Source organism: Polyangium jinanense (assembly GCF_028435365.1).
The window spans coordinates 16,693-31,085 of record NZ_JAGTJJ010000026.1 but is presented as its reverse complement, the minus strand read 5'-3'; the positions used below and the strand labels follow the sequence as shown (position 1 = coordinate 31,085).

Annotated in this window: 12 protein-coding genes; 4 read left to right on the top strand and 8 right to left on the bottom strand. The window is 68.7% G+C overall.

Annotation, left to right across the window (positions count from 1 at the left end):
• Positions 1 to 57: 57 nt before the first annotated feature.
• The gene (locus KEG57_RS31840; RefSeq protein ID WP_272421135.1) at positions 58 to 1,530 is read left to right on the top strand and encodes a DUF4178 domain-containing protein; all 1,473 of its coding nucleotides are present in this window, start codon (positions 58 to 60) and stop codon (positions 1,528 to 1,530) included.
• A 334-nt stretch (positions 1,531 to 1,864) separates the two neighbouring features.
• On the opposite strand, the gene KEG57_RS31835 is transcribed toward KEG57_RS31840, so the two are convergent.
• Both KEG57_RS31835 and KEG57_RS31830 read right to left on the bottom strand, forming a co-directional pair.
• Positions 1,865 to 3,166 (bottom strand): UDP-glucose dehydrogenase family protein, encoded by a 1,302-nt coding sequence (locus KEG57_RS31835; RefSeq protein ID WP_272421136.1) that lies wholly within the window; start codon positions 3,164 to 3,166, stop codon positions 1,865 to 1,867.
• Positions 3,167 to 3,224: 58 nt separating this feature from the next.
• Positions 3,225 to 3,677 carry a DUF4362 domain-containing protein gene (locus KEG57_RS31830; RefSeq protein ID WP_272421137.1) on the bottom strand — a complete coding sequence of 151 codons (453 nt, stop codon included), beginning with the start codon at positions 3,675 to 3,677 and terminating at the stop codon, positions 3,225 to 3,227.
• A 117-nt stretch (positions 3,678 to 3,794) separates the two neighbouring features.
• Between KEG57_RS31830 and KEG57_RS31825 the strand changes: the two genes are divergently transcribed.
• Complete coding sequence (locus tag KEG57_RS31825) at positions 3,795 to 4,496, top strand: GNAT family N-acetyltransferase (protein ID WP_272421138.1); 702 nt, start codon at positions 3,795 to 3,797, stop codon at positions 4,494 to 4,496.
• On the opposite strand, the gene KEG57_RS31820 is transcribed toward KEG57_RS31825, so the two are convergent.
• Positions 4,463 to 5,200: a lysophospholipid acyltransferase family protein gene (locus tag KEG57_RS31820; protein ID WP_272421139.1), complete on the bottom strand. Its 738-nt coding sequence runs from the start codon at positions 5,198 to 5,200 to the stop codon at positions 4,463 to 4,465. The genes KEG57_RS31825 and KEG57_RS31820 overlap by 34 nt on opposite strands.
• 102 nt (positions 5,201 to 5,302) lie before the next feature.
• Here KEG57_RS31820 and KEG57_RS31815 point away from each other — a divergent pair, with 102 nt between their 5' ends.
• Positions 5,303 to 5,692: an OsmC family protein gene (locus KEG57_RS31815; protein WP_272421140.1), complete on the top strand. Its 390-nt coding sequence runs from the start codon at positions 5,303 to 5,305 to the stop codon at positions 5,690 to 5,692.
• 646 nt (positions 5,693 to 6,338) lie between these two features.
• Here the strand turns inward: KEG57_RS31815 and KEG57_RS31810 are convergent.
• Complete coding sequence (locus KEG57_RS31810) at positions 6,339 to 7,976, bottom strand: L,D-transpeptidase (RefSeq protein ID WP_272421141.1); 1,638 nt, start codon at positions 7,974 to 7,976, stop codon at positions 6,339 to 6,341.
• A 147-nt stretch (positions 7,977 to 8,123) separates the two neighbouring features.
• Here KEG57_RS31810 and KEG57_RS31805 point away from each other — a divergent pair, with 147 nt between their 5' ends.
• Complete coding sequence (locus KEG57_RS31805) at positions 8,124 to 10,328, top strand: ATP-binding protein (RefSeq protein ID WP_272421142.1); 2,205 nt, start codon at positions 8,124 to 8,126, stop codon at positions 10,326 to 10,328.
• A 12-nt stretch (positions 10,329 to 10,340) separates the two neighbouring features.
• On the opposite strand, the gene KEG57_RS31800 is transcribed toward KEG57_RS31805, so the two are convergent.
• The 4 genes from KEG57_RS31800 to KEG57_RS31785 are packed head-to-tail and all read right to left on the bottom strand — an operon-like array spanning position 10,341 to position 14,262.
• Positions 10,341 to 11,864 carry a sensor histidine kinase gene (locus KEG57_RS31800; protein WP_272421143.1) on the bottom strand — a complete coding sequence of 508 codons (1,524 nt, stop codon included), beginning with the start codon at positions 11,862 to 11,864 and terminating at the stop codon, positions 10,341 to 10,343.
• 53 nt (positions 11,865 to 11,917) lie between these two features.
• On the bottom strand, positions 11,918 to 12,676 hold the full coding sequence (locus KEG57_RS31795; protein ID WP_272421144.1) for a CDP-alcohol phosphatidyltransferase family protein: 759 nt from the start codon (positions 12,674 to 12,676) through the stop codon (positions 11,918 to 11,920).
• A gap of 35 nt (positions 12,677 to 12,711) precedes the next feature.
• Positions 12,712 to 13,179 (bottom strand): serine/threonine protein kinase, encoded by a 468-nt coding sequence (locus KEG57_RS31790; RefSeq protein WP_272421145.1) that lies wholly within the window; start codon positions 13,177 to 13,179, stop codon positions 12,712 to 12,714.
• 18 nt (positions 13,180 to 13,197) lie between these two features.
• On the bottom strand, positions 13,198 to 14,262 hold the full coding sequence (locus tag KEG57_RS31785) for a DUF4349 domain-containing protein (RefSeq protein ID WP_272421146.1): 1,065 nt from the start codon (positions 14,260 to 14,262) through the stop codon (positions 13,198 to 13,200).
• Positions 14,263 to 14,393 lie beyond the last annotated feature (131 nt).

The window sequence follows — 14,393 nt, the reverse complement described above, 5'->3', positions numbered from 1 at the left end:
CGGAAGCGGCCCGACGAGGGAACACGCCCGCGACGAAAATGGGCTACCATCCGAGGCGTGACTAGCCCGTTCGACCGCCAGGCGGCGTGTCCGTCGTGCGGGGCGCCCATCACGTTCCGCTTCGCCGGCGCCGCTGCGCAGGTCTGCAAGCACTGCAATTTCGTCGTTGCACGCACGGACAGGAACCTCGTCGCCGTCGGCCGGATGGCAGACCTCGTCGACATCCCGTCGCCGCTGCAGCTCGGCGGGACAGGTCGCTGGAGCGGCGGCGAGCCGTTCGTGGTCGACGGTCGCGTGCAGCTCGATCGCGCAAGCGCACCCGGCGCGCCGTGGCAGGAGTTTTTCATCACGTTCCCGATGAGCGGGAAGTGGTGCTGGGTCGCGAGCGCGCAAGGTCGCTGGTACTCGACGAACGAGGTTCCGCTTCCGCCGGAGCTGCCGCCAATCCACGCACTCCGCGCGGGTCAGCAGATCAACCTCGGCACGTACGGCGTCTGGACCGTCGCGGAGGTCGGGCAGCGCCGCGTGATCTCGGGCGAAGGCGAGATGCCCGCAGTCGCATCTCCAGGCGTGCCCACGGGCTACGCAGACATCGCCGCGCCGAACGGCGCATTCGGCACGATCGACTACGGCGATGGCCGCATCCCGCCGAAGCTCTACCTCGGCCGGCAGATCGATCCCGCGGTGATGGTGCTCGACTCGGGCGCGCCCGTCGAAGCCGCGAAGGCCGAGGTGACGAGCGTCGCGTGCCCGAACTGCGGCGGCAACTTGCCGCTCGTGACCCCGGGACAAACCGAGCGTGTCGTCTGCCGTTACTGCGGCATGGCGAGCGATCTGAACCAGGGAGCGCTGCGAGCGCTCGGCCCTGCGCCGAAGCCGCCGATCGAGCCGTTCATCCCGCTCGGCGCCGAGGGCAACCTGCGTGGCAACCGCGTCATCTGCATCGGCTTCACGATCCGCGGCTGCACCGTGGAGGGTGAGCGCTATCGATGGCGCGAGTACCTGCTCTATGCAGGGCCGCGCGTCGGGTACCTGTGGCTGATGGAGGAGGACGGCGCGTGGTGGCTCGTCACGCCCATCCCACCCGGCGAGGTGTCGGTCTCCGGCGGCGCCGCGATGCTGCGCGGCCAGCACTACAACTGGAAGCAGAGCGTCCGCGCCGAGACCGAGTACGTGGTCGGCGAGTTCTACTGGAAGGTCGAGATCGGCGAGTCCGTCCAGGCGACGGAGTACGAAGGCTCAGGCGGCAAGGTCAGCGTCGAGCAGACAGCGAAAGAGGTGAACTACTCGTTCTGCGAGCGTCTCTCCGCCAGCGACATCGGCGCAGCCTTCGGCATCAAGCCCCCAGCAGGCTCGCTGCTCGCGTCAGGCGAAGGCGGCAGCGGCTGCGCAACCAGCGGATGCGGCACGATGATCATCATCGGCGTCATCATCCTGTTCGTCCTGATCATCGTCTTCAGCGACTGCGGCGGAGGCGGCGGAGGCGGCGGCGTCTTCATCGGCGGCCCCAGCTTCGGCGGCGGCAAGTAGCCTCGCAAGGCGTCGCGCCGGGGCGCTGCCCCGGACCCCGCGGGGGCTGTTCGCCCCTCGACCCGAACCAGCGCAAGCGCTGGACTCGGGGTGGAAGAACTGCGCGATGCGCAGTTCTTCCAACGAGCCCGTTGGAAGACCAGGGACAGCGTTGCCGGCTGAGAGGTCAGCGCGGCTGTCTTGGTTGGCAGGGTCGTGGCTAGTCTTGACTCGGCCGTTCGATGAACTGCGCATCGCGCAGTTCATCGACCAACGGTCCAGCGCTTGCGCTGGTCCGGGTCCAGGGGTGGACAACCCCTGGTCGGGGTCCGGGGTGAAACCCCGGCGCTGCGCTTCAGCCGCGACCGATCCCGGTGTACCAGAACCCGATCGCGCGCAGGTCCTCTGGGTCCCAGATGTTGCGACCGTCGAAGAGGGACGGCGTGCGCATGAGCCGCTTGATGCGGTGGAAGTCGGGCCTTCGGTACTCGTGCCATTCGGTGACGAGGGCGAGTGCGTCGGCGCCTTCGGCTGCGGCGTACATCGTGTCCACGAACGTCACGCGATCGCCGAAGAGGGGGCGCACGTTCTCGATGGCTTGCGGATCGTGCGCGCGCACCGTTGCGCCTGCGGCGAGCAGATCCTCGATCAGCGTGAGTGCGGGCGACTCGCGGATGTCGTCGGTTTGCGGCTTGAAGGCGAGACCCCAGACGCCCACGATGCGACCTGCGAGGGAGCCGTCGAAGTGGTGCTTCACCTTCGAGCCGAGCACGTGCTTCTGCCGCTTGTTTACTTCCTCGACGGCGCGCACGACCTCGAGGTCGTGGCCCATCGTGTTTGCTGTGTGGATCAGCGCGGAGATGTCCTTCGGGAAGCATGAGCCGCCGAAGCCTGGGCCGGGGAAGAGGAACTTGGGTCCGATGCGCGGGTCGGCGCCTACGGCTTTGCGCACGCGATCGATGTCTGCGCCGAGCTTCTCGGCGAGCAGCGCGAGGTCGTTCATGAACGAGATGCGCGTCGCGAGCAGTGCGTTCGATGCGTACTTCGTGAGCTCTGCGGAGCGTGCGCCCATCGCGTGGATGCGGTCGCTCGTGCGCACGAAGGGATCGTAGAGGCTTCGGAGCACCTCGAGTGCGCGCGGGTTGTTCGAGCCGATGACCACGCGATCGGGCTTCATGAAGTCGTTGATTGCGTCGCCTTCCTTGAGGAACTCGGGGTTCGACGCGACGCCGAAGGGATGGGTCGTGTGGCGGGCGATGATGGCTTCGACTTGATCGGCCGTGCCGACGGGCACCGTGCTCTTCGTGGCGACGACCTTGAAGCCGTTCATGTTCTTGCCGATCGTCTCGGCCACGGCGTAGACGGCTGACAGATCCGCGGAGCCGTCGGCCGCGGGGGGCGTGCCGACGGCGATGAACACGACCTCGGCGTTCTGGATGGCGGATGCCACGTCCGTCGAGAACGACAGACGCCCGGCTTTCGTGTTCTTTGCGATGAGCGTGTCGAGGCCTGGCTCGTAGATGGGCACCTCGCCACGCAGGAGGCGCGCGATCTTGCCTTCGTCGACGTCGACACAGGCGACGTCGTTTCCGAAATCTGCGAACCCGGCGCCGGCCACGAGGCCGACGTAACCCGTCCCGATCACCGCAAGTTGCATGGGGCGCACCCTATCATTTCGCGAAGGCCCGTGTGTACGTGGCGCGCCCCACGCGCGGTCAGGGAATCACGATCTCGGAGGCGCGCCCTTCGCATCCGCGCAGCACGAAGCCGAAGCGGTCGCCCGTCCCCGAGCGCTTCTCCAGCGACTTGCAGCTCGTGCGTGTCACGCCTGGTGATCCGAACCTGTCGCGGCTGTCTTCGGTCACGTCGACGACGGGACCGGGGCGCACGCGCAGCGTGTACGTGATCGGATCGCCCTCGACGGTGTGCATCGTGATCACGAGCCCTGCGGTGCTCCCGTTCCGCCATGCGTCCCAGAGGCACGAGCGCGCCGCTGCGTCGTAGCCCGAGCCGTGCACGTTGGTCTCGCGCCCGCATGACGATGCGCCGTCCGACTCCGAAGGCATGAGGCCTGGCTCCACGACCGAGGTCGACCGCGTATCGCCCTCGGCCGGGGTCCTCCGCGAGGAGCACGACGAGCACCCGGACGCGACGAACAGGAGCGACACGACGAGGTGTCCAAGACGGCGTGCGGAATCGTGCGAACTCAAAAGGGATTTGAAGCGATGCATGATCGGTCAGGGTACGGCGCGCTCGGCCGCCTGCAACCATGCGCGACGCGAAGAATGAAGCGTCGTTCTGCACGGACGACGGCGCTGTATGCTGAGGGCGTGCGCTACGACGGGGGGTATCACGAGACGCGGGGGCTCGCGGACGGCCGTGTCGTACGGCTGCGTTGCATCCGCTCGGAGGATCGCGACGCGCTCGTCCGTGCGTTCGGCAAACTCTCGCGCGAGTCGCGCTACCGACGCTTCCTCGTCGACGTGCCGTTCATGAGTGCGTCGATGGCGCGGTATCTGACGGAGGTCGACGGCAAGGATCACGTCGCGATCGTCGCGATGACGGACTCGCTCGATCTGAAGGAAGAAGAGGGCGTCGGCGTCGCGCGGTTCTTGCGCCTCGCCGACGAGCCTCACATCGCCGAGGCGGCGGTGACGGTGATCGACGCGTACCAGGGCCAGGGCCTCGGTCGTGTCTTGCTCGAAGCGCTCACGCGCGCGGCGCGCGAGCGTGGCATCCAGATCTTTCGCTCATCGGTGCTCGTCTCGAATGCGCCGATGCGACGGATCCTCGATGAGGCTGGCGGCGTCGTGCACCACGACGAGGGCGACACGCTCGTGATCGACGTGCCGATCGGCGACCCGGAGCCGCACTGGTCGGACCTCGGGATCTTCCGGGTGCTGCGCGCGGCTGCGCAGGCTACGCGTGCCGTGTTTCTCGGCGAGGACGACGATCAACGCGGCGAGGACGAGAGCCCCGCGCGGTAGGGATCGAGCACGCTGCGGATGGCCTCTTCCGTCGCGCGCCGGATGCGTTCGACGTCCTCCACGTCGTGGGGATCGCCTGCGGTGTCGATGGGCGGGAGTAGGTAGTAATCGAGCGGCACGCGACGCGGACGCAGGCCGCTCGGCAGCGGGATGTCGTAGCGCGACGAGCCGCCGAACCAGCGACCGAGGAAGTGCTCGCGTCGATCGAGACGGTAGAGCTCGTCGACGCCCGTGGCGGCGACCGGAACGATCGGAACGCGGGCGCGCATGGCCACGCGCGCGAAGCCGGCGCGCCCTTGCCAGCGCAGCGTGTACGCGTCGCTCGAGAGCTTGAACGAGTCGTCGACGCCGCCTGGATACACGACGACGATCTCGCCGGCTTCGAGGAGATCAACGGCGTCGTCGGGCGTGCCCGGGATCGCGCCCATGCTGCGGAGCAGCTCGCGGACGCCAGGGAGTCGGAAGAGGTTCCGCTCGGCGAGAAAGCGCGGAAGCCGGCCCGTCTGGTGGAGCAGGAGCGCGGCGAGCGCGAAGGCGTCGATGCCCATGAAGGCGTGGTTGCCGACGAGGAGCGCGCCGCCTTTGCGGGGCACGTGCTCGTCGCCGTGCAGCGTGGCGCGGAGCTGTGCGGCGAGGCTCTGCGCGAAGCGGCGACCGGACTCGGTCTGCGCGAGCATCCAGCCTGTAGGGGCGAGCGGGACCATGACGAGCCTCTAACGTCGGACAGGACCGTTGTCGCGTAAAGCTTCGCGTGGGCGTCTCGACGTGGCTTTCTCCCGAGGCGGGATTCTGCGATACGAGGGGACATGCGAAACGTCACGGTGAAGACGGGCGAGGGGAAGTTCGGTCAGTCGATCCACGTGGGGCCGCACGAGCTCACGGGCGACGAGCTGCCGGAGGTGGGCGGCGACGACCGCGGCCCTGATCCGTTCGAGCTCGTGCTCGCCGGCCTCGGCTCGTGCACGTCGATGACGGTCAAGGTCTACGCGGACCGGAAGGGCTGGCCGCTCTCGTCGGTGGAGGTTTCGGTCTCGGGGGAGAAGCGCGCGGACGCGTTTGTCGCGCGGCGGTCGATCCGGCTGTCGGGAGACCTGACGGAGGAGCAACGCGCGCGGCTCCTCGACATCGCGAACAAGTGCCCGGTGCACAAGATGCTGACGGGGAAGATCGAGATCGAGACGGCGCTCGTGGGGTGAGAAGCGGACAGCCCCCGCGACGTTCGGACACGCTCGTACTATGCTTTTCGACGTGGCCGACCGAGATCGCCAGGAGCGAGCTGCTCAGCGCCGGGCGACATGGACAGGCGGACGTGTTCCGATGTCCCAGGCGGAGGACGCGGACGTTTTGTTCTGGCAGCGCGCGTCGGGGGGTGAGCGCTTGCAGGCCATCCTTTCGCTCGCGTGGGAGTGGTATGCGAACGAGGAACCCCAGCCTGCCGGCGGACTTCGTGGATCTCCTGGCGGCGTTCGCCGACGCTGACGTCCGTCGACTGCGGGGCAGTTGAGTCGCTCGATCCGCAGGAAACCGACGACCGAGGGTGTTCGAACGCATCAACCCCCGCTGTCCACGATGACCAGAGGGTGTCTCGACGCGCATCAACCCCCGCGCGTCACGTTGACCGGCGGGTGTCGACGCGCATCAACCCCCGCGCGTCACGTTGACCGGCGGGTGTCGACGCGCATCAACCCCCGCGCGTTACGATGACCAAGCGGGTATTGCCACGCATCAACCCCCTGCTGTCCACGATGACCAGCGGGTATCGCCACGCATCAACCCCCGCTGTCCACGATGACCAGCGGGTGTCGCCACGCATCAACCCCCTCGGCCCTCCCTGCGCACCCCTCACGGATGAATGAACACCACCGTCCCCGTGAGATTCCGCGCCGCTCCGTGCCACCCGTACGGCACTTGCGGCTCCGTCCAGTGGAACAGCCTTCGCGCGTCCTCCGGCGCGAGGTTCACGCAGCCGTGGCTCTTCGGCTGGCCGAAGCGGTCGTGCCAGTAGGCGCCGTGCAGCGCGTAGCCGTCCTGGAAGTACTGCACGTACGGCACGTCGCGTAGCTCGAACTCCTCGCCCACCGCGTCCGAGTCCATCGTCACGCTCACGTGCTTCGTATGGATCCGGAAGATCCCTCGCTTCGTCGCCTTGCTCGTCTCCGGATCCTCGAGCCCGCTCTCACCGCTCGAGATCACCGTCGCGAACACCGCCTTCGTCCCCTCGTAGGCGACGAGCACCTGCTTCGTGATGTTGATGTCGAGCCACTTCTCGCCGTTCTTCCCCCACGCCGGCATCTTCTTCGCTGGATCCACCCGGCCCGCGTGCCGGTCGTCGATCCAGCCGCCGTCCTTCATCTCGTAGTGCAGGACGCCGCCCACGAACTTCTGCTTGCCCGTCAGCGCGACCGCCGCGCGGTAGCCGACCTCCTCGCCCGCGACGAGCTTCTTCTTCCCTTCGTCCCACACCCAGCGCTTCGCACCGGGCCTCCGCACGAGCGCGAACGGGAAGTCGATGTCCTTGCCGATCTCGTAGCCGTGGAAGTCGCTGCCGCGGATCGGGCGGAACCGGTCGGCCGGCATCACCCGTAGATCCGTCGACACGTTGTAGCGACGTCCCTCATGCAGAAACGTCTCCACGAAGGCCACCCCGTTGCGCCGGTCGACCTGGCCGATCTTCACGAGATCGTCCGACTTCAAAAGACCCGACAGGTTCGGCACGCGGCCGCCGTCCTTCAGGAAGATCGGGATGTCCGGGTCCGTGAGCCGCTGCTCCATCGCTTCGAGCGCGGACGGCGAGGCTTGCGACTTCCACTTCATCCACACGTCGAGCCCGTACGCCGCCCCGCTCTCCTTGTCCTTCTCCCACTTCGCGAGGTGCTTCTTCAGCCCAGGCTCGTGCGTCTTCAGATCCTCGGCCGTGGGGATCCGCGCGTAGACCGGACCGCCGCGCGTCACGATGCCGTACATGTACGGCAGCTTCTGCGTGATGTCCGGGCGACGCGAGGCCGCCTTCACGATCGGGTGGTTCAGATCGAGCGTGGCCTCGGGGCCGACGCAGACGTAGCCGTACGGCTTGATCTTGCGCCATCCGTCCTTGCAGCCCGCGGTCCCCGCGATCTCGGGATCCATCTCGACGATCGCGCCGGCGCGAAGGAAGCCGACGCGCGTCGCCTTCGGGTCCGGCTTCGCCACGACGTCGGTGCGCATCGCGATGCTCGCGAGACGCGGCGCGTTCTCGGGGATCGGGGGCGGCAGGTGCGCGACGCCCCCGAGATCGACGAGCAGCGGTCCGCTCGGCTCCGGTGGCGGCGCGTCCGCGTCCGCCTCCGCGGAAGGGGCGCCCTCCGGGTCGGCCTTCGTGTCCGCGGCGCCGGCTTCGGCCGGGGCGTCGGCGACGAGGCCCGGAGCCGATCCTGGTTTCTCACGGCAGCCGCCGAGGCTCGCCGCCGCGAGGACGAGCAGCGCGTAGCAATGGCGTCGCATGACGTGAGGCCCGTTTGCGCATGCCTCGGCGCCGATGTCCAGTTTTCCGCGAGGCACGCGTCACCCGCGTCGCTCGACTCTCCGGGCTTACTCCTTTGGTCGAGTTGCAACGCCCACAAGGCCACCTTATGAAAATCGGGAGGGGACGTGGCGAAGGCAGACGGAGAGCCCGGTCGACGCGACACCGAGAGCGCCGCGCCGCTCGAGAGCACGGCTTCGTTCCTCGACTCGATCGTCGAGAACATCCCCCACATGATCTTCGTCAAGGACGCGGCCGAGCTCCGCTTCGTCCTCTTCAACAAAGCTGGCGAAGACCTGCTCGGGCTGCGTCGCGACGCCCTGATCGGCAAGAACGATGCCGACCTGTTTCCCCGGGAGCAAGCGACGTTCTTCGTGGCGAAGGATCGCGAGGTGCTCTCGGGCAAAGGCCTCGTCGACATCACCGAGGAGCCCATCCAGACGCGGCATGGCCTGCGTGTTTTGCACACGAAGAAAATCCCCATCGTCGACGCTCGGGGTGAGCCACGGTTTCTGCTCGGCATCTCCGAGGACATCACCGAACGAATCCGTCTCGAAGAGCGGATCCGTCGCGCCGACGAGCGGCAACGTGTCCTCGCGCAGACGAGCGCGGCGCTCGCACCGATAGGCGGAGATCCGTTGTCCGCGGCCGCGCGCCTTGCCCTGCCCGTCGGCGGCGACGGCTGCATCTTCCTCGTCGATGCAGCGAGCGGCGCGCCCCGCGCCGTCGTCGCGCACGTGGATCACACGCGAGAAGAGCGATGGCGGCGGCTCGTCGAGAGCTCGAACCTCGTCGAGCGCTTCTCGGGATCGGCCCGCGCCATGCTCGAAGCGGGGCAGCCGCTCGTGCTGAACGAGATCGACCACGCGACGCTCGCCTCGTTCACGACGAACAAGAAGGACGCAGAGGAGCTCGCCTCGCTCGGGACGCACGCGCTCCTCCTCGTCTCGCTGCGCGGGCGTGATCAACGGCTCGGTACGCTCGTGTTCCTGCGCGACGTGACCCAGCGCGGCTTCGACGAGGACGACCGCGCCTTCGCCGAGCGGTTCGCGCAGCGCCTCGCCGGCGATCTCGACAATGCGCGCCTCTACCGGGAGCTCGAGCGCGCGGAGGCGTCGCAGCGCTTCCTCGGCGACGCGGCCGAGCGCCTCGCGGGCTCGCTCGACTTCGAGGAGCTCGTCCGCCTCGTCCCGCACCTCGCCCTGCCGTTCCTCGCCGACTGGTGCGTGATCTACCTCTTCGAAGACGGGCAGATGCGCCGTTTCTCGGTCGCTCACGTGGACCCGTCGCGGGAGCCGTTCATCGTCGCGACGGCGGAGCGATACCCGCCTGGAGGGAAGCAGCCCGGCGCGGAGCCCGCGCGCACGCTGAAACCTGTCCTCAATCCCGTGGTCGATGATGCCTTGCTCGATCGTGTCTGCGTCGACGCGGACCACAAGGCGCTCGCGCGCCGCATCGGGACCGCGTCAGCGATGGCCGTGCCCGTGCGCGCCCGCGGGCGCGTCCTCGGCAGCATCAGCCTCGGGCGCGGCAGCGACAGACCTCGCTACCAGAGCCACGATCTCACGGTGGCGATCGCGCTCGCCGACCGCGTGGGCATCGCGCTCGACAACGCGCGGCTCTACCAGGAGGCGCAGGCCGCGCTGCGGGCGCGCGACGAGTTTCTCTCCATCGCCTCGCACGAGCTCCGGACGCCGCTGACCACGGTGTGCCTCTCGGTCGACCTGCTCGCGCGCGGCTTGCAGACCGGGTGGAGCCTCGACGCGTGCATCGCGCGTGTGGAGGGCACGCAGAAGCAGCTCGCGCGCTTGAAGCGCCTCGTTGATGGGTTGCTCGATGTCTCGCGGATCGCCGCCGGGAAGCTCATCCTCGAGCTTGGGGAGGTCGATCTCTGCGCGCTCTGCGGAGAGATCGTGGAGCGGATCGCCGAGGAAGCGCGGCGCGTGGGCAGCGAGCTCTGCTTCCGCGGGAGCTGCGCCCGCACCATCCGCGCGGACGCGATGCGGCTCGAGCAAGTGCTGACGAACCTCCTCACGAACGCCCTGCGCTACGCGGCCCCTGCCAAGGTGCACGTGCAGGTCGAGGTCGGGGACGAGGGCGCTCGGCTCTCGGTGCGGGACGAAGGCATGGGCATCTCGTCCGCGGATCTCGGGCGGATCTTCGATCGCTTCGAGCGCGGCGGGACGTCGGGCGCCCATGGCGGCCTCGGGCTCGGCTTGTACATCGCGCGCCAGATCTGCGAGGCCCACGGTGGCACGATCCGCGCGTTCAGCGAACCCGGTCGCGGCGCGGAGTTCGTGATCACGTTGCCGGTGGAGCCGCCGCCTTGTTGAAGCGGACCCTCGTCACCGCACCATCGGCAGCGTCACGGTGAACTCGGCGCCCTGACCTTTGGCGCTGCGGAGCTCGATGCGACCGCCGTGCGCCTCCACGATGCGGCGCGCCGTGTGAAGGCCGAGGCCGAGGCCCCCGTAGACCTTGGCCGCGTCGGTGCGCTCGTAGGGTTCGAAGATGCGCGCGTGATCCTCGGGCGCGATGCCCATGCCGTCGTCGCAGACCTGGAGCTTCGCCACGCCATCCGCCGTCGTGAGGCTCAACGTGATCGGCTTTCCCATCCCGAACTTGATCGCGTTGCGGACGAGGTGGCCGATGACGAGCTGGAGCGCGTTGCGATCCCAGACCCCGATCGCAGGCGCGTCCGAGAGCAGCGTGATGCTCGCGCCGCTCCGCGTCCGCTCGCCGTCGAGCTCCTCGAGCACCTCGCGGATCATCTCCCGCAGATCACACGGCTCCCGCGCGAGCCCGAGGTTCTCGCCGAGCGCGCGCGAGACGCCGAGCATCGTCGTGACGAGCGATGAGAGGCGCTCGATCTGCCGGTCCGCGATGTCGAGCTTTCTGCGTTGCGCCGCGCCGAGGCGGAGCTCGCCGCGCTCGACGTCGCGCAGGAGGCTCTGGATCTGCAGCGCGAGCGGCGTCAGCGGCGTGCGCAGCTCGTGCGAGGCGGCGGAGAGGAACTCGTCCCTCCGGCGGAGCGCCTCCTCCGCGCGCTCACGCGCGTGCTCCAGCGCGGCGCGCGTGGCCTTCTCCTCGGTGAGAAGCCGATCACGTTCGATCTCCGCCTCCTTGCTCTCGGTGACGTCGACCATCACGCCCCGCAGGCGCCGCGGCACGTTCCCCTCGACCACGACCGTCACGATGTCGCGCAGCCACACCGTCCGGCCATCCGCCGCGATCATCCGGTAGACGAACTCGTGCGCGCTGAGGCGCTTCGTCTCGTTCTCGCAGTACGCCGGCGCCCACGTCCGATCCTCCGGGTGCATGTGCCGGTGCCAGAACTCCCGGTCCGTGAGCCACGCCTCGATCGGGTAGCCAAGGATGCGCTCGGCCTGGCGGCTCACGAACGTGAAGCGCATCGTGGCGAGATCGAGCTCCCACACGATGCTGTCGACGTCGCTGAGGACGTAGAGCGCCTCGCGCGCCTCGGCGAGGTCGGAGATGTCGGTCATCGTCACGAGCAAGTAGGGCGCCGCGCACCGATCCTCGGCGATCAGGCTCGCGGCGATCCGCACGAAGGTGCGGCTGCCGTTCGTGGTCACGGCCCAGGCGTCACCCGTCCACGGACCCGCGCCCTGCATCAGCGCGCTGAGCGAGGCGCGCAGGACCTCGTCCCCCGGAGGCGCGAGGAACGGGAAGAAGCCGGGCCGGAGGCCGAAGAGCGTCGACGCTTGCCCGCTCGTCCAGACGATCTCGTGTGTCCTGCCGTCGACGAACCACGCGATCGCGCCATGCCGGTCGAGCATGCTTGCGAGCACGTCGACCGAACGCAGGCACGGCGTGGTGGCCCGGCTCGAGCTCTCGGTAAACGTCATCTCCCCCGAAAGCACATAATGCGCGAGAGGCGAGGCGAAAAGAAGCCCCTTGGCTACGTGCGTCCGAACCGGACCAAGAGCCCGAGCCAGCCGCGGACGAGGTAGAGGGCGTTCAGCGCGAGGTACATCCAGAAGAACAGATCGAGCCGATCCGCGAGCGCGAAGATCCAGATGTGGCTCGGGTAGTGGTTGAGGAAGCGCAGGAACGTCATCACGAGGGACGCGACGCGACCCACGATCGACTGCGGCTTCTTCTCGCCCACGGTCTCGTAGTGCGCCTCGGTCGGCGTGTCCTTGCCCGTGAGCTCGGGCCTGCGGACGAAGTTCGTGAGTGAGATGCCCGAGGCCACGATCACCGCGCCGGCCACCGCCGCGTACAGAAACCCTGGGCCCCCCGCGGGCCACGCGGAGCCATCGATCCCGAGTCCACCTTTCCTGTGCAGGTGGACGCCGATCACGGCGATGAGCAGGACGGCCTTGAGCTCGTCGACGAAGAAGTCGAAGAGGTGGCCCGTGGGGGAGGCGAGCTTCTTGTAGCGCGCGAGCATGCCGTCGGCGCAGTCGAGGAGGTAGGCGAGCTCGAGGACGAGCACGGCATAGAGGCCTCCGCGGTAGGACGGGAGCGCGACGAAGAGCGCGGAGCCGGTCACCGCGATGCAGAGGCTCAGGATCGTGATCTGGTTCGGCGTGAGGGGCGTGCGATGGATCGCGGCGACGAACACGGCCGCGAGCGGTCGCATCACGTAGGTGTTCCAGAGCTGATCGTGCTTCTTGCGGGTGAGGCGGTAGACCTCGATGGGGCTGCCCGGCATGGCCGGCCGATACTAGCGCAGCGCAGGCCTCGCGCTCAGCCCGGGACGAATCCTTCGATCGCCTTGCCCACCTCGTCCTTCGCCTTGTCGAACTCGCGCGCGTCGCCGCCCGTCTCGAGGACGAACACGTCGGCGTCGGTGACGAAGACCGTGAGCCAGAAGATGTGGGGCCTGTCGTAGATCGTGCGCGTGTAGCGGAGCTGCTTGCCCACGGCGCCGCTCTTGGTCTTGACCTCGCGCGAGGCCTCCGCCGTGTAGCCGATGTTGCGGAGCTTCAGGTCGATCGCGTCGGTCCAGAAGGAGAGGTTGCCCTTCGGCCGGTTCGGCTCGACGCGCACGCTCATCACGACGCCTTGGGCCGTGGTCGCGCGGAAGGCGTACTCGTCCTGGTCTTCGAGCTCGACGAAGCCGTCGGGCGTGTTGAGCTTGAAGCCGGGGCCACAGCCGATCCCGAGGAGGGAGGCGGCGAGGCACAAGAGGAGCATCGAGACGTTGCGTTTCATGGTCCTTGCCTCCTTGCCTCAGCGAAGGGTCATCAGCGTCTCGAGGCCGACCCTCGAGAGCCAGTCGATGGGCAGGTCGATCGTGCGCGGCGGCGGGGGCGGCGGCGGCGTGCCTTGCGCCACGACCTGCTGCTGCTTGGGCTTCGCCGTGACGTCGACGGTGATCGTGGAGAAGGTCGCGCGAGCGCGGAGGAAACGCATGCGGCCTTCGATCTGATCGATCTCGCGACCGACGCGCTCGAGCTCGCGCTCGACCTGCAGCGCGTCGTTCACGTTCGCCGCCTTCGCCAAGAACTCCTGCAGGCGCTTCTGCACGCTCTTCAGGTTTTGCAGACGCACCTCGAGATCGTGGAACTCCTCGGACACGTCCTCCGCGCTCACGCTGCGGCGCTTGACCTCGCCGAGCTTCTCGAGCGCCGTGAGCGCGTCGCGGAAATGCCGCGAGGGCACGCGGATCACGACACCCGCGTCCGAGCGCGACGCGAGGTAGCCGCCGAACGACTCGGCCATGTCGATGATCTTGTCGATCGTCCCGGGGACGACCGTCGGCTCCGCGACCTCCATGCCGACGCGGCCCGTGTAGATGAGCAGCGGCGTGGCCGGCTTCTCCTGCGGCTGCTGCGGCTCGGAGGCGCCTTCGGTCTTCTTGCCGGTCGGCGTGGGCTTCGCGCCCGTGGGAGGCGGCGTGGGTTGCTTCGGCGCGGCCGCGGGCGCGGCCATCGGAGCGCGCGCGCCGGGCGCCACGGGGGCCGGTGCGGGCGGAGGGCCGAGCGCCGTCGCCTTCGCGGCTTCGTCGGACCCGCCGCCGAAGAAGCCGGAGTCGTCGGAGCTGCCCTCGCTCTCATAACGCTCGCTGTCGCTGGCGGCCATCGGCGCGGGCGAGGGCGCGTCCATCGGCATCGGGGCGCCGGCGGACGCGGGCGCGGCTTCGGCCTGCGCGGCGCCGCCGCCGTAATACGCGGGCGCGCTGGGGTAGGCGGCGGCCTCGGGGGGCGCGGAGCCACATCCGACCGCGAAGAGCGACGTGGTGATCAACGTGAGCGCGGCGAGCCGCGCTCGGAGGGTCCGGAACACGAAGGGCATGCGAGATCTCCCGGAAGCCGACGAGAAACGAAGGTGCCGGTTCGAGCTTACACCTCCTCGCAGTTGCTCGTAGGGCCGTTGCGAACGGCTGGCTTCGGTCGGTCGCCGCGTCGGTGCGAAGGTGGGCGCGG